The organism is Limosilactobacillus oris, from assembly GCF_025311495.1.
In the GTDB taxonomy this organism is placed as follows: domain Bacteria; phylum Bacillota; class Bacilli; order Lactobacillales; family Lactobacillaceae; genus Limosilactobacillus; species Limosilactobacillus oris_A.
On the sequence record NZ_CP104398.1, the window covers coordinates 369736 to 393319 of the forward strand.

25 protein-coding genes and 2 pseudogenes are annotated in these 23584 nt (G+C 47.4%); 9 read left to right on the top strand and 18 right to left on the bottom strand.

The window, feature by feature from the left end:
- Positions 1 to 8: 8 nt before the first annotated feature.
- Both N4599_RS01885 and N4599_RS01890 read left to right on the top strand, forming a co-directional pair.
- Entirely contained in the window at positions 9 to 626 is a 618-nt protein-coding gene (locus tag N4599_RS01885) for a TetR/AcrR family transcriptional regulator (RefSeq protein WP_062813211.1), read from the top strand.
- 204 nt (positions 627 to 830) lie between these two features.
- A complete protein-coding gene (locus N4599_RS01890; protein ID WP_062813210.1) occupies positions 831 to 1742 on the top strand; it encodes a metal ABC transporter solute-binding protein, Zn/Mn family in 912 nt (303 codons plus the stop codon).
- A gap of 274 nt (positions 1743 to 2016) precedes the next feature.
- Here N4599_RS01890 and N4599_RS01895 read toward each other — a convergent pair whose 3' ends face one another.
- The 3 genes and pseudogenes from N4599_RS01895 to N4599_RS01905 form a co-directional block, all read right to left on the bottom strand.
- On the bottom strand, positions 2017 to 2190 hold the full coding sequence (locus N4599_RS01895) for a hypothetical protein (RefSeq protein WP_260901627.1): 174 nt from the start codon (positions 2188 to 2190) through the stop codon (positions 2017 to 2019).
- A 27-nt stretch (positions 2191 to 2217) separates the two neighbouring features.
- A pseudogene (locus N4599_RS01900) lies at positions 2218 to 3223 on the bottom strand (aldo/keto reductase).
- Positions 3224 to 3322: 99 nt separating this feature from the next.
- Positions 3323 to 3973 (bottom strand): glucose-6-phosphate 1-dehydrogenase family protein, encoded by a 651-nt coding sequence (locus N4599_RS01905; protein ID WP_062813209.1) that lies wholly within the window; start codon positions 3971 to 3973, stop codon positions 3323 to 3325.
- Positions 3974 to 4214: 241 nt separating this feature from the next.
- On the opposite strand from N4599_RS01905, the gene N4599_RS01910 reads away from it, so the two are divergent.
- Positions 4215 to 4535, top strand: a complete 321-nt coding sequence (locus N4599_RS01910) for a DMT family transporter (RefSeq protein ID WP_260901629.1) — start codon at positions 4215 to 4217, stop codon at positions 4533 to 4535.
- A 64-nt stretch (positions 4536 to 4599) separates the two neighbouring features.
- Here the strand turns inward: N4599_RS01910 and N4599_RS01915 are convergent, their stop codons facing one another.
- From N4599_RS01915 to N4599_RS01925, 3 genes are all read right to left on the bottom strand, one after another.
- Positions 4600 to 5466 (bottom strand): alpha/beta hydrolase, encoded by an 867-nt coding sequence (locus tag N4599_RS01915; protein WP_260901631.1) that lies wholly within the window; start codon positions 5464 to 5466, stop codon positions 4600 to 4602.
- Positions 5453 to 6754, bottom strand: a complete 1302-nt coding sequence (locus N4599_RS01920) for a PTS sugar transporter subunit IIC (protein WP_260901633.1) — start codon at positions 6752 to 6754, stop codon at positions 5453 to 5455. Before N4599_RS01920 ends, N4599_RS01915 begins: the two co-directional genes overlap by 14 nt.
- Before the next feature lie 106 nt (positions 6755 to 6860).
- Positions 6861 to 7901 (bottom strand): zinc-binding dehydrogenase, encoded by a 1041-nt coding sequence (locus N4599_RS01925; RefSeq protein ID WP_260901635.1) that lies wholly within the window; start codon positions 7899 to 7901, stop codon positions 6861 to 6863.
- A gap of 108 nt (positions 7902 to 8009) precedes the next feature.
- Here N4599_RS01925 and N4599_RS01930 point away from each other — a divergent pair, with 108 nt between their 5' ends.
- Positions 8010 to 8636 (top strand): dihydrofolate reductase family protein, encoded by a 627-nt coding sequence (locus N4599_RS01930; protein ID WP_062812771.1) that lies wholly within the window; start codon positions 8010 to 8012, stop codon positions 8634 to 8636.
- Positions 8637 to 9119: 483 nt separating this feature from the next.
- Here the strand turns inward: N4599_RS01930 and cysK are convergent, their stop codons facing one another.
- The 8 genes and pseudogenes from cysK to N4599_RS01975 form a co-directional block, all read right to left on the bottom strand.
- Entirely contained in the window at positions 9120 to 10043 is a 924-nt protein-coding gene (cysK, locus tag N4599_RS01935) for a cysteine synthase A (protein WP_062812772.1), read from the bottom strand.
- 5 nt (positions 10044 to 10048) lie between these two features.
- Positions 10049 to 10876, bottom strand: coding sequence for a homoserine O-acetyltransferase/O-succinyltransferase family protein (locus N4599_RS01940; protein WP_062812773.1), 828 nt, complete (start codon positions 10874 to 10876; stop codon positions 10049 to 10051).
- A gap of 242 nt (positions 10877 to 11118) precedes the next feature.
- Positions 11119 to 11658 (bottom strand): flavodoxin family protein, encoded by a 540-nt coding sequence (locus tag N4599_RS01945; RefSeq protein ID WP_062812774.1) that lies wholly within the window; start codon positions 11656 to 11658, stop codon positions 11119 to 11121.
- 374 nt (positions 11659 to 12032) lie between these two features.
- Positions 12033 to 12353, bottom strand: a complete 321-nt coding sequence (locus tag N4599_RS01950; protein ID WP_003713309.1) for an ArsR/SmtB family transcription factor — start codon at positions 12351 to 12353, stop codon at positions 12033 to 12035.
- 72 nt (positions 12354 to 12425) lie between these two features.
- Positions 12426 to 13519 (bottom strand): annotated as a pseudogene (locus tag N4599_RS09955) (low temperature requirement protein A).
- 16 nt (positions 13520 to 13535) lie between these two features.
- Positions 13536 to 14360, bottom strand: coding sequence for a glycosyltransferase family 8 protein (locus N4599_RS01965; protein ID WP_062812775.1), 825 nt, complete (start codon positions 14358 to 14360; stop codon positions 13536 to 13538).
- A 152-nt stretch (positions 14361 to 14512) separates the two neighbouring features.
- On the bottom strand, positions 14513 to 14929 hold the full coding sequence (locus N4599_RS01970; RefSeq protein ID WP_062812776.1) for a cupin domain-containing protein: 417 nt from the start codon (positions 14927 to 14929) through the stop codon (positions 14513 to 14515).
- Positions 14930 to 15025: 96 nt separating this feature from the next.
- Complete coding sequence (locus tag N4599_RS01975; RefSeq protein ID WP_062812777.1) at positions 15026 to 15499, bottom strand: flavodoxin family protein; 474 nt, start codon at positions 15497 to 15499, stop codon at positions 15026 to 15028.
- Positions 15500 to 15555: 56 nt separating this feature from the next.
- Between N4599_RS01975 and N4599_RS01980 the strand changes: the two genes are divergently transcribed.
- Positions 15556 to 16458 (top strand): LysR family transcriptional regulator, encoded by a 903-nt coding sequence (locus N4599_RS01980; protein WP_062812778.1) that lies wholly within the window; start codon positions 15556 to 15558, stop codon positions 16456 to 16458.
- Positions 16459 to 16466: 8 nt separating this feature from the next.
- On the opposite strand, the gene N4599_RS01985 is transcribed toward N4599_RS01980, so the two are convergent.
- The gene (locus N4599_RS01985; protein WP_062812779.1) at positions 16467 to 17003 is read right to left on the bottom strand and encodes a GNAT family N-acetyltransferase; all 537 of its coding nucleotides are present in this window, start codon (positions 17001 to 17003) and stop codon (positions 16467 to 16469) included.
- A 150-nt stretch (positions 17004 to 17153) separates the two neighbouring features.
- Between N4599_RS01985 and N4599_RS01990 the strand changes: the two genes are divergently transcribed.
- The 3 genes from N4599_RS01990 to N4599_RS02000 all read left to right on the top strand — a co-directional run bounded on the left by N4599_RS01990 (position 17154) and on the right by N4599_RS02000 (position 19392).
- Entirely contained in the window at positions 17154 to 18005 is an 852-nt protein-coding gene (locus N4599_RS01990) for an alpha/beta hydrolase (protein WP_062812780.1), read from the top strand.
- 12 nt (positions 18006 to 18017) lie between these two features.
- Entirely contained in the window at positions 18018 to 18662 is a 645-nt protein-coding gene (locus N4599_RS01995) for an endonuclease III domain-containing protein (RefSeq protein ID WP_062812781.1), read from the top strand.
- A 73-nt stretch (positions 18663 to 18735) separates the two neighbouring features.
- Positions 18736 to 19392 (top strand): HD domain-containing protein, encoded by a 657-nt coding sequence (locus N4599_RS02000; RefSeq protein WP_191364090.1) that lies wholly within the window; start codon positions 18736 to 18738, stop codon positions 19390 to 19392.
- A 54-nt stretch (positions 19393 to 19446) separates the two neighbouring features.
- Here N4599_RS02000 and N4599_RS02005 read toward each other — a convergent pair whose 3' ends face one another.
- From N4599_RS02005 to N4599_RS02015, 3 genes are read right to left on the bottom strand one after another with little or no spacing between them, the layout of a single operon-like run.
- Entirely contained in the window at positions 19447 to 19902 is a 456-nt protein-coding gene (locus tag N4599_RS02005) for a DUF441 domain-containing protein (protein WP_003714923.1), read from the bottom strand.
- A 10-nt stretch (positions 19903 to 19912) separates the two neighbouring features.
- Positions 19913 to 20533, bottom strand: coding sequence for a hypothetical protein (locus N4599_RS02010; RefSeq protein ID WP_062812783.1), 621 nt, complete (start codon positions 20531 to 20533; stop codon positions 19913 to 19915).
- Positions 20533 to 21408, bottom strand: coding sequence for a DegV family protein (locus N4599_RS02015; RefSeq protein WP_062812784.1), 876 nt, complete (start codon positions 21406 to 21408; stop codon positions 20533 to 20535). The genes N4599_RS02010 and N4599_RS02015 overlap by 1 nt, the downstream gene beginning before the upstream one ends.
- Before the next feature lie 204 nt (positions 21409 to 21612).
- Here N4599_RS02015 and N4599_RS02020 point away from each other — a divergent pair, with 204 nt between their 5' ends.
- The gene (locus tag N4599_RS02020; protein ID WP_260901647.1) at positions 21613 to 23292 is read left to right on the top strand and encodes an NFACT family protein; all 1680 of its coding nucleotides are present in this window, start codon (positions 21613 to 21615) and stop codon (positions 23290 to 23292) included.
- Positions 23293 to 23584: the final 292 nt, after the last annotated feature.

Below are 23584 nucleotides of genomic sequence, written 5' to 3' on the forward strand. Positions count from 1 at the left end.
CGCTAACCTTGTCACAAGTATTAAATAATTATGCCGCCCAGCTTGACCAAGCAAAAATGCCGGCCGGCAAGAAGAAAGTCCTTCAAACCGCCCTGACCCTCTTCGCCAATAATGGCTTTCACGCCACTACAACCGCGAAAATCGCCAAACAGGCCGGGGTCAGTGAAGGAACAATTTATAAGTATTTCAAGTCGAAGGACGATTTGCTGGGGAAGCTACTGGAGCCGATCCTATTTGAAATCAAGGATAACTTCTTCGCGACGATTGACGATTCGCAGTCGTTAGAAGAGCTGGTAGCCTTCATTGTTGCCGATCGTCTGGAATTTATCGAAGTTAACTTTGCTTTCATCCGGCTGATTATCCAGGAAGTCTTAACCAACCGGCTGGCACCCCAGTACTACGGTGCTTTCTTCAATGGCGATAATGGAATGTTCGACCGGGTCCGGGAGTTGCAAAGCCATTACCCGGAGATTAATCAGCAACTCATCCCGAGCCAGTTGCTGCGGGCGTTTGTTGGCCCCCTTCTAACCTACGTCGTTCAGGAAAGAATTTTTCAAATCCCCGGCACAACAACCGACCGCCAAGTTATCGTCAAGCAAATTATCGCCAGCCTAACTTTTAAGTAAATAATCAGCAGGCAATGAGTGCATGTTTCATTGCCTGCTGATTTATTTTTAAAAATTTAGTTATTTAATCAAAGCATTTATTTCAACGTTGAGATTGATATTGCTAACCCCTACTCCCTACCTGCCCGTTTGCATTCTTTCAATCAAGCGAGTATGCTTCTTGATTGTAAATAGTAATCATTACGATTAAGAAGGAGAAATTGTATGCAAAAGAAATCTACTTGGGGCTGGAGTGCCCTAATTGCTATCTTAGTAATCGTCCTAGTGGCGGCTCTTGTTCCTTGGAAATCAATTGGCAGCCGGCAAAAGCCGATCCGTGTTGTTACCGGAATGGACTTTTATGGTGAGGTTGCCAAGCAGATAGCCGGCAGCCATGGTCAAGTCACCTCGTTTATCAATAATCCCTCTGTGGACCCTCATGACTACCAGCCAGGAACTAAGGAAGCCCGGGCAGGTGGAAATGCCAACGTGGTAGTTGAAAATGGTCTTGGCTACGACCAATGGATGAACAAACTGACACGTGCCAACGCCGGGCAAAATGCCAAAATAATCAACGTTGGTCAACTAGCCGGCAAAAAAGTCGGTGATAATGAACATATCTGGTACCAGCCAGCTACCATGGAGAAACTCGCCCACCGTTTGGCAAAGCAATATAGTAAGCTCGACCCAGAGCACGCGGCTGATTACCAGCAGAACGCTCAAAGTTACCTCGCCTCACTGCGACCACTTAAACAGGAAATCAACCAGGTCAAGCGCCAGGTGAACCCCAATAATCGACAGGTGGCCGTCAGTGAGCCCGTCTTTGACTACGCCCTCAGCAACCTTGGCTATCAGGTAATGGACCGTCACTTTGCAAAAGCAGTTGAAGATGGTAGCGACCCGTCACCCAAAGACATTGCTGAACTCCAAGCCGCCATCAAAAATCATCAAATCGCATTTTTCGTTAATAATTCGCAAGCTAGTGATTCGGTAGTTAAAAATCTGGTCAAACTTGCCCAGCAAAACAACGTTCCCGTCCTGAACGTGACGGAAACCAAACCGAAAGGAAAAACCTACACTGAATGGATGTTAAATCAGTACAAGGCCCTGGCTGCAATTCAAAAGCGGGAACAATAATGTATTAAAGCTGGAATACTGTTCTGTATGCAGAACAATATTTTAGGTTTATCAACCTGTATATTGAACACTGTATCGCCAAAATCGACTTATCAAAACTGGAAACCCATTGATAGTTAGCGGTTGGTGAATTAGAAATCAACCTTTTGCTCCACAACTATCCTTACGGAAGCGCTCAGAAACTTTATTTGAAAGACAAACGACCCAAATCAGCTATTACCGCCGATTTTGGTCGTTTGTTGCTTACTAGGGAATAAGGAAATTTGGCCGATGTTTAGTCTTCATCTTGTCCCCAGCTATATTTTCCAAAGCGTTTCTTCATATCTTCTTCGGTCAGGAGTATATCATACTCAAAAGATTGTTCAACCAGGTGCCGATCATGTTCAACATCAGCTGAACTTATAATTAGACGATCCTGATTTGTCCCTCCAGCCGCTTTATAATTCATCCACTCACCTCGCACATAAGTATGTCACTACTTTACATCCTTAGGCAGCAAGCCATCTGGATTGCTATCCAACGCACCAACAATCTCATGGGCAGTGTAAGGTTCATCAAGGTAGGCAACCTCTTCTGGTGTCAGCGTAATTTCAGTAGCCTGGGCCGCGTCGTCGAGGTATTGCTTCTTTGTTGCCCCGACAATAGGTGCAGTAACGCCCTTCGCCCACTGCCAAGCAAGGGCAATCTGCGACATCTTTACATTATGCTTTTCCGCTAGTCCTGCTACCCGTTTGATAATCGGCAGGTCTTGCTGCTCGGCGTGGTCGTACTTGGATCGGGCCGAGGTATCAACCTGGCTCCGTTTTGATGAACTGTCCCATGTTGGCCGAGCAAGGTGCCCACCAGCTAGCGGACTGTACGGCATCAGCATCACCCCGCCCTGCTTGCAAATCGGGATCAGTTCCCGTTCGTCTTCCCGGTACAGGAGATTATAGTGATTTTCCATTGCCACAAACTGGTGCCAGCCATTCTTTTCCGCAACGTGTTGCATATTTTGGAACTGGTAACCGTACATGGCGGACGCACCGATTGCCCGAACCTTTCCTTCTGCAACCAAGCTATTAAGAGCTTCCATTGTTTCTTCGATTGGGTGGTCATAGTCAAAGCGGTGAATGATGTAGAGGTCTAAGTAGTCGGTTTTCAGCCGCTTTAGGGTTCCGTCAATTTCCCGGTTGATAGCCTCTCTTGGAGAGACGGCCGTCATTGAAGTAAACCTTGCTGGCAATCGCTACTTGGTCCCGTGGAACCTGGTGTTTCTTTAGTGACTTGCCGATAAATTCTTCACTGTTCCCGGCACCGTAGACATTGGCGGTGTCAAAAAAGTTAATTCCTAGGTCAAGGGCGTGCTGAACCATCTGATCAGTCTGGTCTTCGTCCAAAATCCAGCGGTAGGTTTTCACTGCGGGGATCCCGAAACTCATCCCCCCGACCGCTAACTGAGAAATTTTAATATCTGTTCCTGGAATATGACTGTATTTCATTTGGCACCCTCCTGCCTTCTTGCTAATTTTCAGTATAAAGAAGGGCGAATCCAATGTTAAATGCTTATCATTGATGGCAATCTATCTAAGAAGTGAATATCAAAGCTGTTCATATAACGGCAACAAGTCGTTAATGGCCGTCAAGATATACTCTTCCAAATCGTCAACGGTGTCCTGACGCCGAAAAGCAAACTTTCCCAGGAGGAAACTCGTCTGCAAAGCTGTGTTATTAAAAGTCTGCCGTTTCTCCTGATTATCAAGGTACTCTGCTAGTGATAAATGGTCAGCAAACTCCATTTCATCCTTGTCCCAGAGATACCAGTGGGCAGGAGCGATTCCCGCGGCCCATGCTGGTATCTGCGGCAAAAGCTGGTTGTACTCTGCCGCCGTGCCGGTCCGCTGGTCGCTCTTGTAATGCTGAAACATCAGGTAAACCTGAAATTGTTTGCGGTCCAGCATCACCCCAATACAGGGGTTGGCATCCGCCAGGCGATCCAGCCGGTAAGCGGCCCAGTAATGATCACGTAAATTCCAGCCATTAGTCCAGCTCTCGACGTGGACTTTCGCGAACCTGCCTGCTGGTAATTCTTTTGCTACATTTTGCTGAACCTGTTTCCAAGTCTGCCAAACGGTTTTAAATTTGGCCTTTAATTGGTCAACCTCGGCAGGCGTGTGCTGCTCCTTAATCTTTTTGAAAGAAAATTCGGGCTGGTCAAAGATGCCATACATTTCTTCTGTTAAAGCGGTCATTAATGTTATTCTCCTTAAAATTGCCGATGTTCAAAAATTCTGCACCTAATCTCATACTAAATTATCTCACTATATTCAGCCAGTTTTAAAATCCCCACCATTTGCCATTAACGATTAACTTTGGTAGGCTAATAATAAATACCAATATTCCCACCTGGGAAGCCGAACAACTATTACCATCATTAGGTCATTGAAGATGGTGATAATTATTCGGCATTTTTATTTTTAGGAGGAAATTACAATGGCATGGATCTATTTATTAATTGCCGGAATTTTTGAGGTTGTTTGGGCGACAGCGATGAAACTCAGCAATGGCTTTAGCAATCTGCCTTACGCGGCCCTAACGCTGGGAGGGATGGTCATCTCTTTTGCCAGCTTAATCATGGCTACCAAACACCTGCCGCTCAGCCTCGCTTACCCTATCTGGACTGGGATTGGCGCGGTTGGTTCAATCATTGTTGGGGTGATCCTCTTTCACGACCAGCTCCCAGCAATCACCTGGATTTTCGTCATCCTATTAATCATTGCTATCATCGGGATTAAGCTAACAGCGGGCCACTAAAACAAACGGCAGGAAGCCGATCAAACAATCAAATTCCTGCCGTTTATTATTTCGCAGCCAACGGTTAATTTGCAAACCTAGCAGCTCTCCTACCATTTAGTCGCTGCGGGTTATCATGTTCAAGAATATTCTGCTGGATTAGGTCCAACACTTCTTGATTTTGGGGCAAGGCTGAATGTTGAGCCAGTTTCCCGGTCACCGTTACCTGAGTGTAATGCTTGACCTTCCCCTGGTAAATATACTTGCCGGCCATCACACTACTGAGCGGGACCAGGCCGTCCTCGACGTAGTTTTCCGAACCGGCTACCGAGTACATTGTCAGGTTGCTGGGCAGGTTATTCCGGTACTTAATGAAGTCGGTCAGCATTTGCGTCCGCCGGTTGGCCGGTTCCGCAAAGTTATACGGTGTCCCAATCGTCATCAGGCGTTTAATTTTAATCTGTCTTTCATTGAAGTAATGTTCCAAGAAGTAGGTATAAATCAGTCCCCCATTGGAGTGACCAATCCCCTTAAAATTGTTAAAGTTATAACGGACCTTTAGTTGGTTAAACGCGGCCTTGAACATTTTCGCCTGTTTCTTGATGTTGTTATAGCCATCATGATTATTTTCAAAGCCAACGACGATGAATGGTTCGTTATCGTTTTGGCGAATTTGCCCGGTATAAGTGATCTTGCCGTTATTATAGACCTTCACCTTTAGCAAACTATGGTTCCGCTGGTCCATCCGGTTAATTTTGGCAACCAGTGTATCAAAGCGGTTTACGGTTGCGCTACTTCCAGGAATCATAATCACCGGTGACATCCGTGACTGCTGCCGCCGTTGAAGGACGTCAATGCTTTGCCGTGACCAGCAATAGGAAAAGAAGGTCAGGACGGTAAAGATTCCCACAAAAGCAGCAATAATCCACCTGCGTCGTTTAGTCATTTTCATTTTGAGACGCTTCCTTTCCGCCGTCTTTAAGTTGAGGCTCAAACGCCCACTTAATGAAGGGAAGATAAACGGCAATATCGAGAATCAGTAAGGCAATCGAAAGCACCAGGGCTCGCCAATCGCCACCCGTCCCAATAAACGGAACCAGGATTCCTGGGGTCCCATTAGGAACCGGGTAAACAATTGGCGGAATGATGTGCAGGAAAGTGAAGCCACTGGCAATCACCATATTAAGAACCGGCAAGAAAACGAACGGCAGGACAAAGAAAGGATTGAGAAATACCTGCGCCCCGAACATGATTGGCAGACCCGTATTGAAGATTGCTGGTAGGGCACTCCACACGGCCACCGTTTGCTGGTTCTTGTGTCGACCAATCCATAGAATCCCAATTACCAGTGCTAACGTAACCCCCACACCGCCAAAGTTGGCAAAGCCATTGTAGAGCGAGGACGGGGTAAAGGGGTACGGAACATTGACGAGGGTCTTATGGGTCAGTGCATAGACCAAATTACTCGTCACCTCATTGTTATAGGCCCCTGATGATAGGCGAACTGGTTCTGCGAATCCTAGCCAAACCGACATGGTATTGTTGAGTGAAAGAAAGCCATTTAATAAATAATTGCTGTTTTTGCTGATCGATGACGTTAAAATTTGGTTGGCAGTGACGTCGATGTTAAAAGTCCGTAATAAGGCGTATCCCAAGTGGAGCACGAACGCCCCGCTAAGGATTCCTGCGACCAAGGGAAGGTTTGCCAGGCTCTTGCTCATTAATTGCTGATCCTTTAACCGAACATCAGCAATGCTGAATTCTTTGCCCCACTTAGCAAAAATCAGGCCAATCGCGTAGCCAATCAAAACGGCAACTATAAGCCAACCGGCATTGTAATAACGCATTTCGATTGTCTGCGCCCCCCGCTGGCTATGGAAGAAAATTAAAATATACGCGGCCGCGGCCGTTAACCCAGCAATGATATTGGGGTGCTTGTAGTGATAGGTTGTTAGTGTCGCACTCGTGAAGGCCGCATATGGCGACACCAAACCAATCGTCGCCAAAGTGATGTCATTAAATAGTTGCTGCAAAAATTGCATTTGGGGCAACCACTGGCGAACCCGAAAAATATTTGCTAAAAAACCATTAGTGGCTAATAAGTTATCGCTAATCATCCAGGTAAAGGACCCAATCAGGGCCACCGGAAACAGGATAATCATTGTTTGCTGCATGATTTTGACAAATGGCCGCTCGTTAAACCATGTCGCCCAGTTGACAAACCGTCGCTTCTTTCCCATGAGGCACCTCCAACTTTGTTTCCTTCCTATTATAAAGCTAGATAATGAAAAAGAGGACGGAATTTTTCCTCCTCTTCATTATTAATCTTAATTACGCCCCATTGGTTTATTCGCTAACAATCAATAATGACTTGATTGCTTCACATTTGTCCATTGCCTGGTAAGCGTCTTGGATTTTATCCAATGAGAAGCTCTTCGTAAAGACCTTACCAGGATTAATTTTACCATCGAGGACTGCCTGTAACAGGACTTCCTTGTCCGGCTTAGTAACAGAGGCAATTCCGCCGCGGAGACCAACATTCTTCCAGAAAAGTTGGTTGGACTTGGGTTCAGTTTGCGGAACACCAACCCGGCCGATGACGGCACCAGGACGGGCAATCTGGCCAGCTTGATCAATCGCGCTAGTGGCATCGACACATTCCAACACGGCATCAGCACCGGCATTCTCCTTGGTTAATGCTAAGACACCCTGCACTGCTTGATCGCCTTTTGTTGCTACAATTTCAGTTGCACCAAATTCTTTACCTAATGCTGCTCGATCCTCATGGTGGCTAAGCAAGATGATCTTTTCAGCACCCAAAAGCTTGGCACCAATCACCCCACACAGACCAACAGCACCGTCACCAATTACCGCAACCGTGTCACCTTCCTTTATCTCAGCACTCTTAGCGGCATGGAAGCCAGTAGCCATAACATCAGAAAGGGTCTGTAAGGATGCTAATTGGTCAGCAGTATAATCTGCTGGAGTACCCGGAATTTTGACTAAGCCAGAGTTGGCTGGTTCGTACTTCTTAAATTCTGCTTGGTAACCACCATTGGTACCTGGCTTCTGGTTTAGACAGTTACCTTCAAAGCCATTCACACAAGCAACACAGTGACCACAACCATGAGTAAACGGTACGATTACAAAATCACCCGGCTTGATCTGGTCAACATCATCGCTAACACTTTCGACCACCTCGATGGCTTCATGGCCGACTAAGGAATTTGCTTGCCGCTTAGCAATTCCCCGGTACCACCACAAGTCAGAGCCACAGACACTCGCCCGAACCACTCGAATGATCGCTTGATTATCACCATCAATTGTTGGCTTAGGAACATCGTGAATTTCAACTTTTCCTGGTTCCATAAATACGGCTGCTTTCATTTATATCCGCTCCTTTAATATTTTTTATAGTATCAACTTAACAGTTCTTACTATAAACTTTGAAGTCGACTATAAGGTAAGTAACAATTGATCTAGTATGTATGCCACATGATGACTTCGGTTGATGGCCGAATTGACTGTGGAATGACTGCACAACTTCAAGGAAATAATACTTATTATTCGGCACTTGATGAAATTGACACCCCAACACGGATTAGTGGACGGGTAACCGCGCAAACTGAACTTTCGAACGGTCAATTGCTTTCTAGTAGTGCTAGTCCGATCAATAAGGAAACATTTTATCAAAATACGGTTGCAGACGCCTATGAAATCGTGATGGATACCAAAGGACGAACCAGTTGGGGTGATGATTGTGGCAGTTCCAAGCCGCACCTCATTATTACTAGCGAACAAGCATCAACAGATTATTTAACTGATCTTGATAATAAGGGAATCTCTTGGATTGCAACCGGAAAAGAACAAATTGACCTCGCACGAGCCATGGAGATCTTGCAAAACAAATTTGGTGTTGAACGCCTAGCGATTGTTGGCGGTGGCAAAATCAATGGTGGTTTCCTTGAGGCTGGGCTGATTGATGAAATCAGTATTGTCATTGGGCCAGGTGCCGATGGACGGGTTAATCAACCGAGTTTATTTGACGGTCGCGCGGAAAATCAGCAACCAATTGATTTGAAACTAAAAGCTGTTCGATCATTTGATGACGGCGCGGTTTAGTTGAGTTATTTAACTAAGTAACTTTAATACCGGAACATTAAAAGTGCGTAAGCGAGCTATGTATATAGTTCGTTTACGCACTCTTTTTCTAAGAAATTCACTTAGAAAATAACGTTAATTAATTTCCACTTCTTTTTAATTTCTGATAGCGAGCAAAGGTAATTATCATCAAAATAGTCATTATCAGTGTTGCCATAAATGCATAGCGAGCACCAAGAACAATATTACCTGGAGCGGCAGTAATGACTACCATTAATGTTACCGAAGCAGAACCACAAGCCTGGCGGACTGTATTATTTAATGATGTTCCGTGACTATTTTCTTCTAAACTAAGTTTGTTTCACCTCATTATTTTTGATATCCTTTCAACGGTTTATATACTAATCCTTATAGTCGACTTTAAGGCAAGCACTTTTTTACAAAAAAATCCTGGACAGGTGTTTAATCTCTCCATCCATCCAGGATTTTTGCGCTGCTAAGCAATTAGTAGTCGAATAATTCAGTTGATAAGTAGCGGTCTCCACCATCAGGCGCAACGGTGACAACCTTCTTGCCCTTGCCCAGCTTCTTCGCTAGTTCAATGGCGCCTTTAATATTGGCACCCGCGGAAATCCCCACGAGAATTCCTTCCTGGTGCCCGACCTCACGGGCCATGGCAATCGCATCGTCACTCTTGACTTCCAGAATCCCGTCATAAATATCAGTATCTAACACATCCGGGATAAAGCCAGCACTGATTCCCTGAATCTTGTGCTTGCCGCCCTTACCATCTTTTAGCAACGGTGACTCAGCGGGCTCCAGGGCATAAACCTGAACCGCCTTGTCAGCATTCTTTAGCGCCCGGCCAACACCGGTCAAGGTTCCACCGGTACCAACTCCAGCTACAAAGACATCCGGGGCCTCACCGTCAAACGCTGCTAAAATTTCCTGACCGGTCGTCTTTTCGTGGATTGCCGGGTTGGCGGGGTTTGCAAACTGCATTGGCATGAAGTAACCCTTTTCTCTTACTAGTTCTTCGGCCTTCGCAATCGACCCCTTCATTCCATCAGCGCCGGGTGTCAGAATCAGTTCAGCACCGTAGCCTTGCATGAGCTTCCGCCGCTCAACGCTCATCGTTTCCGGCATGGTAATTACCAGGTGGTAGCCCTTTGCCGCAGCAACCATTGCCAGACCAACACCAGTATTCCCCGACGTCGGTTCAACAATGGTTCCCCCAGCCTGCAGCTTTCCTGCCTTTTCCGCATCCTCAATCATTGCCAAGGCGATCCGGTCCTTAATTGAACCCGCGGGATTAAGAAATTCAAGTTTAACGTATACGTCAGCAGCATCTTCAGGCACCACCCGGTTCAGCTTTACAAGCGGGGTGTTTCCTACCAAGTCAACGATTGAATTAACGATTTTAGTCATAGTTATTACTCCTTTACTAATTGATTAACGGTCATCTGTTCAGCAACCGACCGCAGCCAGTTGTCAAAGAAAGTGCGCTGGGTTCGTTCCCAGCTGAACTCCGGCCCCTTCATGTGAAGCGGATCCCGGAAGTAGTTTTGCGGCTTTAAGTATTGAATGTCAGGATGGGCATTGCGTTCACGCCGGTATTCCTTTAGCAGGGCATCCCGACCGTATTCCAAATGTGAAAACAGGAAATACTGATTTTGTCCACGCGCCTGGAATGAAAATAAACGCTGCTCCTTAGTAACTGCATTGATGACTAGCCGTGGGTCCGCGGCTACCCGTGCAGCATTTAATTCCGCGTAGCGAGCATGGGGAGCCCAAAAACCGTCGGGCAGTCCTGCCAGCAACGGGTCAGGGTCGCGCCGAAAGTTGGGAAAGACACCAAAGAGTTTCTCCGGTAAAAGCCGCTTTGGAATACCATAAAGGTAGTCAGCCGCCGCCATTGCTCCCCAACAGATATATAGTTGGGGAATCTCTTGCTCTACCAACCGGTCAATCAGTCGGTGAACTTCTTCTAGGTAAGTAATTTCTGCAAATGGTAGCTGCTCAACCGGGGCACCAGAGATAATAAAGGCATCGTACTCCGTAACTTTCCGCAAATCCAAGGGTTGTGAAATTTGCTGAACCAGGTCCGGAACCGGACGACCAGTGTAATGGCTCCAGGGGTAGAAGAAATCGACTTCAACTTCGTACGGGCCATTTTGCAAAACTTTGCTAAAGCGCTCTTGGGTATCGACCTTATCATGCATTAGGTTAAGGATACCGATCCGCAATGAAGGCTGCTTCATTAAACCACCTCACTTATAATGAATACTGTTGCAAGCTAGAGGTTTCCCAATAGGAGGCTTAACAACAGCAGCTAACCGTAGGCTGATTATGAACAACCGTAAACTTCACTGTAAGCATCTCCTTACAAATATTTTTATGCTTATAAATAGTAAGTATAGTTTATACTCTACCACTGGCAACTGTCAACAAATTAGTTTCGCCATAAAGCAGTTCACATTAACCCTCGGCTGTAAAGAAAAGACTAAGCAATTGACCTGCCCAGTGCATATGCCTCCTGAACATGCCGGGAAAGTTTTGCTTCATTCCACGAATCGGCTGCCAAGACACTCCCCGCTAGCTGCCAGCGCATATAATCCAACAACTGTTTAAAATACAAATTCAGGGAAGCAAAGGCCTCCTCCTGCCCGTAGCCGGAAACCAGGGTGATTGCCTGCTTATTACCGTGCAGTTCGTGATTATAACTGTAAAAACGGTCGATTACGGCCTTTAAAGCGGAATTAATTCCGTAGTAATAAAGGGAACTGACCAGCACTACCAGGTCAGCCTCTAATAGCTTGGGCATGACTTCCCGTTTGATGATGTCGTTTGGTTCGACCTCAACTTCCTGCCCCGGATGATTATCTTCTAATTGAATTAGCGAAAATTCATTGACCCGCCGGCCAGCATCAAAGCGGTAAACCTCATTTCCTGCTTCAGTAGCACCCTTAACGAAAGCATTCGCTAATTGTTCCGAGCTTCCCGGGTGGTGTGGGCTTCCGGTTAACACAACAATTTTCTTCATAATAACGTCACTCCTTTGGACTAAATTACAATCAGTACTGTTTGAAAAAATAAAAAATTTAACTAAGACTGGAAATGGACGCAGCCTCTTAAATATTATACTTAAAGGTAAAAACGTAACAGTGCAACCGCTGATCAGCCAGCGCTTGACCCCCCCATAGGTTAACGGAGCTGGAACGACAAACTAGTCAAGCTAGTTCTGTCCCACTTCCAAGCTCCCTACCGTTTCTTCCGCGGCGTGCCTCCTGTTAAGATCAGCAGCAGGCCTGCCATCACGCTCAAACCGACCATTTGACTTACTAGCATCATCCAACCTCCTCAACATTTACATATCGCTATTTAACGATTTATACTCGCAAAAGAAAAGAAGAACCACTACAATTCTTCCTTGATCAACTCACCCAGCTTTTGGATTGCCGCCTCATTCCGACGGTAGAATGTCCACTTGCCATGCCGCACCGCTATCAGCAGGTCCGCCTCCACTAGCATGTTGAGGTATGACGAAACCGTCGACTGTGCCAACCCCGATTGGTTGACCAGGTCGCTAACACAGACACCCCCGTAATCCTTGATTTCCTCGCTAATGGGTATGCAGGTGGGCACGTGAATCTCATTTTCTGGGTCCTTGAGCCACTGTAAGATTTCTAGGCGCGTCTTATTAGCGAGCGCCTTAAAGAGTTTTTCATTTAACTTCATGTTTACATTATATCGTCGTTTTTCGATATGTCAATGAAACACTGACAAAAAATTAGTAGTTGGTGCAAACTACTAATCTTGCTTGATTAGGAAGCGGACCAGCATCCCCGCATTAATGACCGTTACGAGTGCCGCAACTAACGTTAACAGAGCAAACTCATGGCTGGTTAATGATACTAAGTAGCCGGCCAGGGTGACGGCAATAAAGCCCCCCTTTACCACCGGGCTTACCCGTAAATGACGCTGGTTATAATAATTCGCAATGTCTAAACCGATATAGAAGAGCAGAATGACTACATACAAGAAGGTCACTGCAAAGACATGGTTGGCTTCTGGTTCGTGGATAAAGCGTAGCGCAACGGTCACCATGCTCAGGCCAAACAGAATGAAATAGTGCAGGTAAATTAGCAGGTTTCCCGTCTCCTTGCGCCGGTGCTCATCGATCAGGTGGTCGAATTCAACGATATAAGTAAAGAAGAGCCCTACCACAACGAGAAAGATAAGAATTGACGGCCAGGAGAGCGTTTCTCGGGTAAAGTAATCCGCAATTCCGACAATGGTTTCCCAAACATCACGATAATCAGGGCCGTCAGCCGTTCCAGAATGTGGGAAAAGATAATCGGGTGGTGGCGGGTATACTTACCAGTAAACGCCGGCGCAATCCAGCTAACCACGATTCCAGCCAGGGCAATCGCAATCCCCCAGGTGTTATAGAAGAAGCCACCAATCAGCAGGGTGACCGTCCGGAAGCCGAGGATTCCAGTAAACGCCACCGTAATCTTCTTATCTACCTCTTTTTCGGCCTGGAAGTAGGTAATCAAGTATTGCAGGCACAGCGTTAACGACAACAAGCCTGCCGCAATGAAAAAGGTCGCCAGCTTCCGGTCAAAGGTCACCGTAAAGGCATTCGACATGTACAGCACAATTGCCATGTCGACAAACGAAAAGATAATGTTAGTCCACGATGATTTGCCATAGCGGTTGGTAAAAACCATCTGCACCATCCAGGAATTGATAAAGACAATTACGATTCCCAGCGTCGTTAGACTAACGACGCCGTGGTGCAGGTGGCGAATCAGGCCCGTGGCCTGCGAAACCATATAGACAAAGACCAGGTCGTAGAACAATTCAATCAGTGAAACCCGTTTGCTCAAAGTATCTGCCATCAAGAATCCTCCCCTATTAGCCTAATAAGAACTTTTTAGTCATCTGAAAGTAGTTCTTATATAACGCGGTGAATTTCCCGTGGTTGACGTTCTCCAGCCACGGTTTCTGCCTTCCGCAATAATGAAGGAGGACGGTATTTTTCATGACCCAATCCAGGGTATCAACCCCCATGGAAATCGTTTCGTAAATTCGCAGGTTGCGAACATCAAAGTTATACAGTTCGTCCGGCACGGACTTAATATGGTGGCCATACAGAGCATTGAGCACGTCCTGGTCCGGCAGCAGGAGGACGTGGCTACGGATGTAGTTAAAAATGTCATCCGGCCGGACATGACTACGGATCTCGTCAAGGTTCATCAGCAGCACGCCCGAATTGTAGTAACCATCCGCATCGAAGTTTTGCAGGCGGATTTTGTTAATAACCTCGGTTGCGTTGGTCAAATTGGTATGGATTGCCGAAGCATAAAGATAGCCAGTCAGGTCGGTGTTATACAGCGGCTGCAAGTCATTGATACAGAGAATGTCGGCATCTAGGTAGAGGATGCGGTGCAGGTCCTTCGGTAGGTACAGGTGTGCTAAGAGCCGGTAATAAATGGTTAGCGGATAGCGATCGGTCACCGGGGCATTTTGAAAGGCGGTGTCCGGAATCGGCACCTCGTGGTAGTGCATCCCCAGGCGCTGACACCCGGCCGCTAATTGGGCCGAATAGTGGAACTGTCCATTAGCAATGACATAGACGTTCACTTTCTCACCAGCAAAGCTCGAATTGAGCTTAATGGAGTACAGGGTCGTTAGCAGTTGCTGGTAAAAACGGTCGTCAATTGAAAATAATAAGTTCATGAGTAGCAGAGTCTCCCGTTGCTAATAATTAATTCGATTATCCCGCAAGTGGGGATTCCTTATCCAGTTTTGAAACCGGGAATGCGCACAAATTTTCTTTCCGTATATATAATTTGACTAAATAAAAAAGAGGCCGGAGCCCCTTTAAATTTTTACTTTTCGAGTTGATCGTAATATTCATCATCAACTTTTTCCAGCCATTCACTAGTTCCCTTGGTAATCGCAATGTGGGAGAACCAAGAGTCCTTAGTAGCGCCATGCCAGTGTTTAACGCCTTCGTGAATGGCAACCACGTCACCAGGCTTGAGCAGTTGAGCAGGCTTACCTTCTTCTTGGTACCAACCTTCACCGGCAGTTACCAAAAGGATTTGGAAACCATCGTGATGGATATGCCAGTCGTTCCGGCAGCCGGGTTCAAAGTTAACGTTAGAAACATTCACGTCAATGTTGTCGTCAGGTGCCACCAACCCATTTAAATAACTGTCACCGATAAAGTACTTAGCAAAGGCAACGTTCTTTTCACCAAAGCCAAACAGGTCCTTCTTTACTGTTTCTTCATTTTTTGCCATTATAATCACTCCTTGAATTTCATTACCGTTAGTCTAAACCGGAGTCATGGCAATGTGAAATACTTATTTCAATTACCTTTACATGCAAAAAGTGAATTATAGTTTCCGCAGCCAGGACATCAGGCTTGCCTGGTCATACCGCGGCCGGCCGTGGGTCAAGATGTGATAGCCGGGAAGGACCCGCAACTTTCCGGCATGGGCAGTGAAGTCCTGCTGATAATTCCCCGTCGCGGACCAACCCGTGCTAAACGGGGCGACCTTACCTTCGAAGCCCTGCAACCGTTCCAGTAGCGCCATAATTGGCGACGAGAGCTGCCCATCCCATACCGGACCGCCCACTAGAATCACATCGTAGTAATTAAAATCCGGCCACTGGTTTACAAGTTTAGGCAGCTGTCCCCGTTGTCGCTGCCGTTTGTACACCCGGTCAGTGTCTTCCATATCCGCGGGAAAATCAAGTGCGGTTTGGACACGAAGAATATCGGCTCCGGTCAATTGACGAATCTGACCTGCCAGCCGGGCAGTGCTGCCAAATTGAGAATAATAAAGAATCAACGCTTCTTGCGCCATGTCGGACACCCCTTAATGCTATAATAATCATATTAACTTTACTTGGAGGAAGACAGATGGATACGCGGGTCTTAAAATACTTTTTAACCGTCGCTCATACCAATAATATCACGAAAGCGGCGGAGCAATTGCACATTACCCAACCAACCTTGTCCCGGCAAATTATGGACCTGGAGCATGAACTGGATGTGCCGCTCTTTGACCGTAGCCAGCGGCGCCTTCAACTCACCAAGGCCGGGGTGCTGTTTCAGCAACGCGCTACCACCATGCTCCAGTTATTAGATCAGACCAAAGACGACCTCCACCAGCACGAAAAGGAGCTGGTGGGGACGGTTAACCTGGGCTGCGCGGTTTCCGCCGCTTCAATCGCTTTGATGAAACTCGTTGACCGGTTTCAAGCAACTCACCCGGCAGTCCGCTTTAACATCTTTGACGGGGACGGCGACATTTTACGCCGGCAAATTGATGAAGGAACTGCCGACCTGGCTTGCCTGCTAGAACCAGTTGAAGCAGCCAAGTACAACTACCTGGTAATGCCCCAAAAAGAACATTGGGGTGTGATCATGCGCGCCGATGATCCGCTTGCTAAGCGGGGACACATCACTAAGGAAGACCTCTATAAACTTCCCCTAATCCTCCCCCGCCGGAACATCATCCGTGATGAAGTCAGCGATGTCCTTCAACTGGATCAGACCAAGCTAAATATCATGGCTAGCAACAACTTGCCTAATAATGCCCTTGAACTTATCCGGACCGGTCACTACTATGCAGTTGCCATCAAGGGGGTAACTGACATCTTAAAAGATCCTGACGTTCGGTTCATCCCCTTCTCTCCCGCCAAGGAAACCGGCCACGTAATGGTCTGGCGGAAAAACAATGTTCTCGCCCCCGCTGCCGAAAAGTTCCTCCAGTACGTAGTGGAGGAAAGCAATAAAAAAGCCCCCACTGAGGAGGACTAATCAAATCTTTACTTATCTTCTTCTGAATGGGTCAGCTGTGCGTAAACGTACAACACTTCATCTGGCCGGTAGTAGCCGTACACCTCGCCGACCTTCTTAAAGTCGTGCTTGGTAATCAGGTGCTGCATAATTTTGTTGTCGATATGAGTATCAATCCGAATCGTCTCGATGTCCGTCCGGTGTTCCTTAATATAATCAAGGACCGCAACGAACAGCTTTGATGCGTATCCGTGGCCGGCGTGGCTGGAGTGAATAGCGACCCGGTGAAGAACAACGTACTTATCGGTATCGATCAGCCAGTTTCCCTTCATGGTATCGTATGAATGATCTGGACCATCAACGATTGCGATAGTACCAACAGTCATGCCATCCGCGGATTCAGCGAGATACGCCCAACCATTCTTAATGTCATTTTTAACAACATCTGGATTAGGGTAATCACCCTGCCATTGGTCAATCCCTTGTTCTGCCAGTTGGTTGCTGCCATCACGTAGGATCGTCATAATTTGGTCGTAATCTTCCATCGTGGCCTTTTTAAGTTTCATCGTTATCCTTCCCCTCTGATTTTGATTGTTAATCGTTTTTCACAGAATCAACGTAAAAAACTTTACCACACTCTTTTATTTTTGCCAACTAAAAATAAAGAGCCGGTTTGCTTAGAAATTTTTTAGCTATCAATGCTATGATAGCACTAAATGATTAAAGAAGGTTTTAATTTGTCTAAGATCAAAAATTTATTTCTCTGTTTCCTCGCCGGTAGCATTGCACTTATTCTGACCGGACAGCCGGTCAAGGCCAGCCAACAGTACGTTCACTCCTCTACCCCAACGCTCTTTTTCCACGGCTATAACAGCGGGGCCCATGCTGAGCAGTACATGATCAACGGCATTAAAAAAGCCGGTGTCAGCAAGACGGTCATTACCGCCGTAGTCGCGGCCAACGGCAAGGTCACACTCCAGGGTCGAATCCCCGACGGCGCTGTTAACCCGCTGGTAATGGTCAACTTTGTTAATAGCCGCAATACCGATTACCCCCTGCAGGGACAGTGGGTTAAAAACGTCATCGTCAAGCTGCGGGAGCAGTACCATTTTAAAAAGATCAATATTGAGGCCCATTCGATGGGCAACATGGCCGTAATGTACTACCTGCTGGCTAACGCGCAGAATAAAAAGCTCCCTCAGTTGCAAAAACAGGTTGCGATGGCCGGAACCTTTGATGGTGCGATTGGCTGGAATGAGCCGGAAAACCTGACCGTCGACAAGAAAACTGGCAAGCCCTCGGCCGAAAATGACGCCTTCAAAAAACTCTTACCGCTCCGCCAGACCTACCCCCGCCAAGTCAAGGTTCTCAACATTTACGGTGATATTGGCGGTGGCAACGATAGCCAGGTCAGCAACCGCTCTTGTCAGACCCTCCGCTACCTGATTAACGGCCGAGCCAAATCGTACCGGGAGATTAAGGTTACCGGGAAGAATGCCTCCCACGAGCTGCTGCACCACAACCCAGCAGTTAACAAACTGCTCATCCAGTTTTTCTGGGCAAAATAAGGAGTCACTGGAATGGAACTGACTTTAGAACAACTCTACCAAAAAATGCGGCAGGAAATGGGACCGTCAGGCTGGTGGCCCGCTGACTCTAAAGCCGAAATAATTATTGGCGCCATCATGATTCAAAATACCAACTGGCAAAATGCTGCCCGGGCCGTCGCAAATTTTCGCCAGGCGAGTGAATTTCTCCCGGCAAGAATCCAGCAACTGCCGCTTGAGCAAATTCAGGACTTAACGCGCCCTGCCGGTTTTTACCGCAATAAGTCCCGGGCAGTGCAAGCGGTCTTTGCTTGGCTCAGCCAGTACGGTTTCGATTACCAGCGGGTCGTGGCCGAGAACGGTGACCAGCTGCGTGATCAGCTCTTGGCATTGCATGGAATCGGTGAGGAAACTGCCGACGTCCTGCTGACCTTTGTCTTTGGTATCCCGACCTTTGTCAGCGATAAGTACGCACGAACCCTTTTTACCCACCTGGGAATCACGGGTCTGACCGACTACCATTCGCTCGCCAAGCGTTGTCGGCTAAGCGCCTACTTCGACCTGGCCCGGGCCCAAGACTTCCACGGCTTGATTGACGAATTCGGCAAGCAGTACCTCCGCAGTCCCGGTCGTTTCCAAGACAGCTTTCTCGCTGGTGACCGGTTGGTATTAGAGTAGCCATGACTGCTTGCACCACCAGCAAAAATTAGGTACCCTTAGAATATTAGTTAAAAAGGAGCAAGAGACGGGAATGAATCACGAACAACAGATTGCTGCTGTAAAGCGCTATACGGTCGAGAAGCTGGGTGAAGATAGCACGGGCCACGGGATGGACCATATCAATCGGGTCGTTAAGATGGCCAAAAAGATTGCGATTGGGGAAGGTGTGGATCCCTTTGTGCCAGTTGCTGCGGCCTACCTTCACGACACGATCGACGAGAAGCTGATTGCCAACGTTGACGAGGCAAAGGAGGAACTCTGGACCTACCTCGAACAACACGACTTTGATGATGCCGACATCATCACTATCATGGACGTGATTGCCAACATTTCTTTTGCCCACACCCTTGATGACCAGCCGATTCACCTGACCAAGATTGGGGAAATCGTCCGTGACGCTGACTGGTTAGACGCGATTGGGGCCATTGGGATCATCCGGGCCATCTACTACGGCGGTGCCCACCACGAAAAGATCTATGATCCACTGGTTAAGCCGCGGGAGAATATGACCCACGAAGAATACCGCAATTTAGAAGACGAAACGATTATCAACCATTTCCATGAAAAAATTCTGAAACTTGCTGACATGATGCAGACAGCAACTGCCAAGCAAATTGCCCGTCACCGCCAGCAGGTTCTGGAAAACTTCCTGGATGAATTTTACAGTGAATGGGACAACGAGTGCTAGCAAAAAGGAGCATGACAGAAGTAACTTGAACACCTCTGTCATGCTCCTTTTTTGTTAAAAGTGCAAATTAAGCAGGGTCACGATACAATAGGTCATTCCACTCGCGATGACCGGCCCCGCGGCCACACCCTTGAAAACTACCACACCAATAATCGTTCCGAGGACCAGAGCAACGGTCACCTGGGGAACGGCGGCCAGCTGATTGACCCCGTACTTAGATAAAATGGCTACGGCAATTCCGGCCGCAATCGCAATCCAGCCTGCCGGCGTCCGAAAGGCCTTCCACAGGTCATTAAAGGTAATTTGTCCCGTCGCAATCGGGATTAAGATGGCAACGGAAATCACTGTTACTCCCCAATTAATCCCTTTGTTCTGGATGATTGGTAGCCACTTGGTCGTCATCGGCAGGAGTTTAAGCACCATCACAACAATACTGGCGATAATCAATGAGGTATTTTTGCCAAAAACCGCAATTGCCAGTACCAGTGCTAAAAACAACCAACTTTCCATTGTTACGTCCTCACTTCTGCTTATGTTTATCTTTGTTACTAAGGTCAATTTCCACCGAGCCCTGTGGCGAATTTTCGGAATCGCCTTCCTGTTCTTCCGGCGGCAGGACCTGTCGGCCAAGCCAGCGCCAGAACATTGCCAGGGGGCCCACCAAAACGGCATACATGAGCGCCGTTAGTACACCGGGAAGCAGGGCCAGGCGGATAAAGATCAACCAGCCTGCACCCGTCAGTGCCCCGATCAGAGCCACTTGAACCAGATTAAGGATAAATTCACTGATACCAGCGACAATCCCTAACCAAATCAACTGTTGCTGGGTTACCCGTTGACCAAGTGGAATGCACCAGCCAATCAGCCAACCGACAAGAAGGACCAACACAAGGAAATTAAGGACGAGGGGCCAATCCGCGCTCGCCAGTAAAAGCAGTCCCAAGCCACCAACCAGTGCGGTGGCAACGCCGCTGACGGTTCCCAGGCCAATTGTCATCGACACTGCTACCAGGCCAGCAAGTGGCGCAACCAGGACGGCGGTCGGCGCACTAATCCGCCAACTGTTGACCCCCAGCAATAACATTAATACAACCGCGAGAATGATAATTCCCGCGGTTTTTAGCTGTTTCTTCGTCTTCATTAGAGCGGCTTCTTTGACGTGTCTTGCAGCCATGCTAACGCCAAAGCCCCTTGTCCCAGGTGGGTCCCGATCACCGGACCAAAGTAGCCTAGGCTAAAGTCAATTTCAGGGTGGTCCGCCTGGAGCTTATCCAGCCACTTTTGCCCCGCCTCTTCCGCGTTGGCATGGATAACCATTCCACGAACCGGGTAGTCGACGTCAGCAATCTTGTCATTAAAAATTTCCTCACAACGGAGCTTAGCCTTCTTCATCGACCGCACCTTTTCAAAGGCTTCGATTGAGTGGTTAGGGTTGTCGAATGACAGGAGCGGCTTAATTTTTAGAATCGAGCCAACAAAGGCCGAAGCATTCGATAACCGACCACCGCGCACCAGGTTTTGCAAGTCATCAACCACGAAGAGGTCACCAACCGTATCACTCAACGCTCGGAGCCGGCTGGTAATTTCGTCAGGATTATCGTATTCTTTAACCAGCTTTGCCGCCTCTAAGACGATGTAGTGCATTGGCTCCGAGGTGATATGACAGTCAAATGGGATTACCTTAATCGTATCGGCCATTTCTTCCGCAATCTGAGCAACGTTGTTCAAGAAACCAGAAATCGAGCCTGTCAAAAAAATGCTGATGGCGGCATCGTAGCCGTCTGCGGCTAGTTGCTGGTACAATTCCATCATTTCACCAATTGATGGTTGGGACGTGCTGGGGAATGAACTAGATGATTTCAGCATTTGGTAGAAGTCATCGGTTGAAATGTCGACCCCTTCACGGAAATTTTGCCCATCGATTGAGAATGGAATGGGCACTACGTGAATATTATTCTTCGCCGCCTCTTCAGGAGTGATGTTGGCGGTGCTGTCAGTCACAACAGCAATTTTCATCTTCTCTTCCTCCAAGTCGTTATAAACTTTGAATAATTGCAAAAATTAAATATCAATAATATAAGAAGCATACCACATGAACGCCGATAAACCAAACAATTCTTCTAGCTGATAAACCTTCTAGCTTGTGTCTTTTTTGCGAAAAACGTTATAATAATAACCGCATTTAACTTGTTCGAATAAAACAAAAAAGGAGTAATCACCATGTCCTTTGACGGCTTTTTCACTCATGCCATCGTGCATGAATTAAATTCTACCTTGAAGACGGGCCGCGTCGCCCGGATCAGTCAACCCTACCCAGCCGAACTGATCATCACAATTCGCGCCCAGCGTCATAACTACGCCCTTTTGCTTTCGGCCAACCCAACCTATCCCCGGGTCCAGATTACCGAAGTGCCCTTCACCAATCCCGCTGTCCCAACCAACTTTACCATGACCATGCGGAAGTACCTTGACGGGGCAATCCTAGAAGAAATTGACCAGGTGGGCAACGACCGAATCATCCGGTTGACTTTTAACACCCGGGATGAACTCGGCGACAGCCAGCGCCTGGTTCTGGTTAGTGAAATTATGGCCCGTCACAGTAACATCTCACTGGTTAATGAAAAAACGGGCAAAATTATTGACACCATTAAACACGTCGGGTCTGATCAAAATCGGGTCCGCCTGCTCCTCCCAGGAGCGACCTTTGTGATGCCGCCGAAGCAGGACAAGGCGAACCCCTACCTGCCCAACCAGCTTTATAGCGACCTTGTTCGCCAATATCCGGATCCTCAAGAACTAGCCAAACAACTGCAAGCCCGCTACGAGGGGCTAGGCCGCGATACTGCTCGTGACCTTGCAGACCGACTGATTGCCAGTGACCACCTGCCGACAACCTACCAGCAGTTCATCCACCTCTTTGACCAGCCCGAACCCGTGATTATTGACGGCCGGAAGAAGGATTTTATGGCTTTCCCACCGTTAAACGCGGCGGCAGATGGGCTCCAATATTTTGCTACCCTCTCTGCCCTGCTTGATAATTATTACCAGCAAAAGGCCCAGCAGGACCGTTCTAAGGAACTTGCTGGACAAGTCATCAAGGTGATTAAAAACGAGTTGAAAAAGGACCGGCGGAAGGTCAAGAAGTTAAATAAAGAACTTGACGATGCTAACAAGGCCGATCAGTACCGGACTAGGGGCGAAATTCTGACCACCTACCTAGGCAAACTAAAGCCGGGGATGGATTCAATTACCCTGCCTAACTTCTACGATGACAACAAGCCGCTAAAAATTAGTCTGTCACCAGAGCTGTCCCCCTCACGAAATGCCCAAAAATACTTTACCAAGTATGACAAACTCAAGGCATCCGTCGCCCACGTTAATGAACAGCTCAAACTGGCTAATGCTGAAATCGACTACTTTGAAAATATTCAAAACCAGATTGAACTCGCCTCCCCGGCAGATATTCAGGAAATCCGCCTGGAATTGCAAGAAGAGGGTTACATTAAGCGAAAGCACAAGGGTAAAAAGCAACGCAAGGTTCGTGCTAGCAAGCCGGAGCAGTTCCATACCAGTGATGGGACGACTGTGCTGGTCGGCAAAAACAACCTGCAAAACGACCGCTTGAGTTTTAAGACTGCCAACAAGAACGAAATCTGGCTCCACGTCAAGGATATTCCGGGTTCCCACGTGGTCATTCGGGATACTAACCCGAGTGACGAGACGATTTTAGAAGCGGCCCAGCTCGCCGCCTACTTCTCTAAGGGACGGGACTCGGATAACGTCCCAGTCGACTACCTTCCCGTCAAGCGACTACGGAAACCCAATGGCGCTAAGCCCGGTTTCGTTACTTTCACGGGCCAGAAGACATTGCGGGTCACACCGAAGAAACTGAATAATTAAGCTGTATAAAGCCACGAGATTTTTTGTCTGGTGGCTTTTTATTTCAGGTTATTGGTTTGCTTTTAGTTAAAGTAAATAATATCTTCTAAGCCGGCTCCATTATAAAAAGGCACCAGCCGGTGAACATTTCGGCTGGTGCCTCCCCTCATCATCAGCTGAGCTAGGAGTAAACCTGCTTAACCACTAACAATAAGGCTGTTTCTAGTATAAATGACGAAATCAACAGTAAACTTTCCATCGCAATCGCGCGCTCCTTTAACTTAATTATTATTTTAGTAACCGTTTTCATCTT

Coding starts and splice junctions, on each gene's coding strand:
- N4599_RS02020 (WP_260901647.1), top strand. CDS start 21,613: ATGTCCTTTGACGGCTTTTTCACTCATGCCATCGTGCATGAATTAAAT.
- N4599_RS02005 (WP_003714923.1), bottom strand. CDS start 19,902: ATGGAAAGTTGGTTGTTTTTAGCACTGGTACTGGCAATTGCGGTTTTT.
- N4599_RS01940 (WP_062812773.1), bottom strand. CDS start 10,876: ATGAAGCAGCCTTCATTGCGGATCGGTATCCTTAACCTAATGCATGAT.
- N4599_RS01950 (WP_003713309.1), bottom strand. CDS start 12,353: ATGAAGTTAAATGAAAAACTCTTTAAGGCGCTCGCTAATAAGACGCGC.
- N4599_RS01905 (WP_062813209.1), bottom strand. CDS start 3,973: ATGACCGCTTTAACAGAAGAAATGTATGGCATCTTTGACCAGCCCGAA.
- N4599_RS01970 (WP_062812776.1), bottom strand. CDS start 14,929: ATGGCAAAAAATGAAGAAACAGTAAAGAAGGACCTGTTTGGCTTTGGT.
- N4599_RS01990 (WP_062812780.1), top strand. CDS start 17,154: ATGATTAAAGAAGGTTTTAATTTGTCTAAGATCAAAAATTTATTTCTC.
- N4599_RS01895 (WP_260901627.1), bottom strand. CDS start 2,190: ATGAATTATAAAGCGGCTGGAGGGACAAATCAGGATCGTCTAATTATA.
- N4599_RS02010 (WP_062812783.1), bottom strand. CDS start 20,533: ATGAAGACGAAGAAACAGCTAAAAACCGCGGGAATTATCATTCTCGCG.
- N4599_RS02015 (WP_062812784.1), bottom strand. CDS start 21,408: ATGAAAATTGCTGTTGTGACTGACAGCACCGCCAACATCACTCCTGAA.
- N4599_RS01910 (WP_260901629.1), top strand. CDS start 4,215: ATGGCATGGATCTATTTATTAATTGCCGGAATTTTTGAGGTTGTTTGG.
- cysK (WP_062812772.1), bottom strand. CDS start 10,043: ATGACTAAAATCGTTAATTCAATCGTTGACTTGGTAGGAAACACCCCG.
- N4599_RS02000 (WP_191364090.1), top strand. CDS start 18,736: ATGAATCACGAACAACAGATTGCTGCTGTAAAGCGCTATACGGTCGAG.
- N4599_RS01890 (WP_062813210.1), top strand. CDS start 831: ATGCAAAAGAAATCTACTTGGGGCTGGAGTGCCCTAATTGCTATCTTA.
- N4599_RS01920 (WP_260901633.1), bottom strand. CDS start 6,754: ATGGGAAAGAAGCGACGGTTTGTCAACTGGGCGACATGGTTTAACGAG.
- N4599_RS01915 (WP_260901631.1), bottom strand. CDS start 5,466: ATGAAAATGACTAAACGACGCAGGTGGATTATTGCTGCTTTTGTGGGA.
- N4599_RS01965 (WP_062812775.1), bottom strand. CDS start 14,360: ATGAACTTATTATTTTCAATTGACGACCGTTTTTACCAGCAACTGCTA.
- N4599_RS01930 (WP_062812771.1), top strand. CDS start 8,010: ATGATGACTTCGGTTGATGGCCGAATTGACTGTGGAATGACTGCACAA.
- N4599_RS01980 (WP_062812778.1), top strand. CDS start 15,556: ATGGATACGCGGGTCTTAAAATACTTTTTAACCGTCGCTCATACCAAT.
- N4599_RS01925 (WP_260901635.1), bottom strand. CDS start 7,901: ATGAAAGCAGCCGTATTTATGGAACCAGGAAAAGTTGAAATTCACGAT.
- N4599_RS01985 (WP_062812779.1), bottom strand. CDS start 17,003: ATGAAACTTAAAAAGGCCACGATGGAAGATTACGACCAAATTATGACG.
- N4599_RS01945 (WP_062812774.1), bottom strand. CDS start 11,658: ATGAAGAAAATTGTTGTGTTAACCGGAAGCCCACACCACCCGGGAAGC.
- N4599_RS01995 (WP_062812781.1), top strand. CDS start 18,018: ATGGAACTGACTTTAGAACAACTCTACCAAAAAATGCGGCAGGAAATG.
- N4599_RS01975 (WP_062812777.1), bottom strand. CDS start 15,499: ATGGCGCAAGAAGCGTTGATTCTTTATTATTCTCAATTTGGCAGCACT.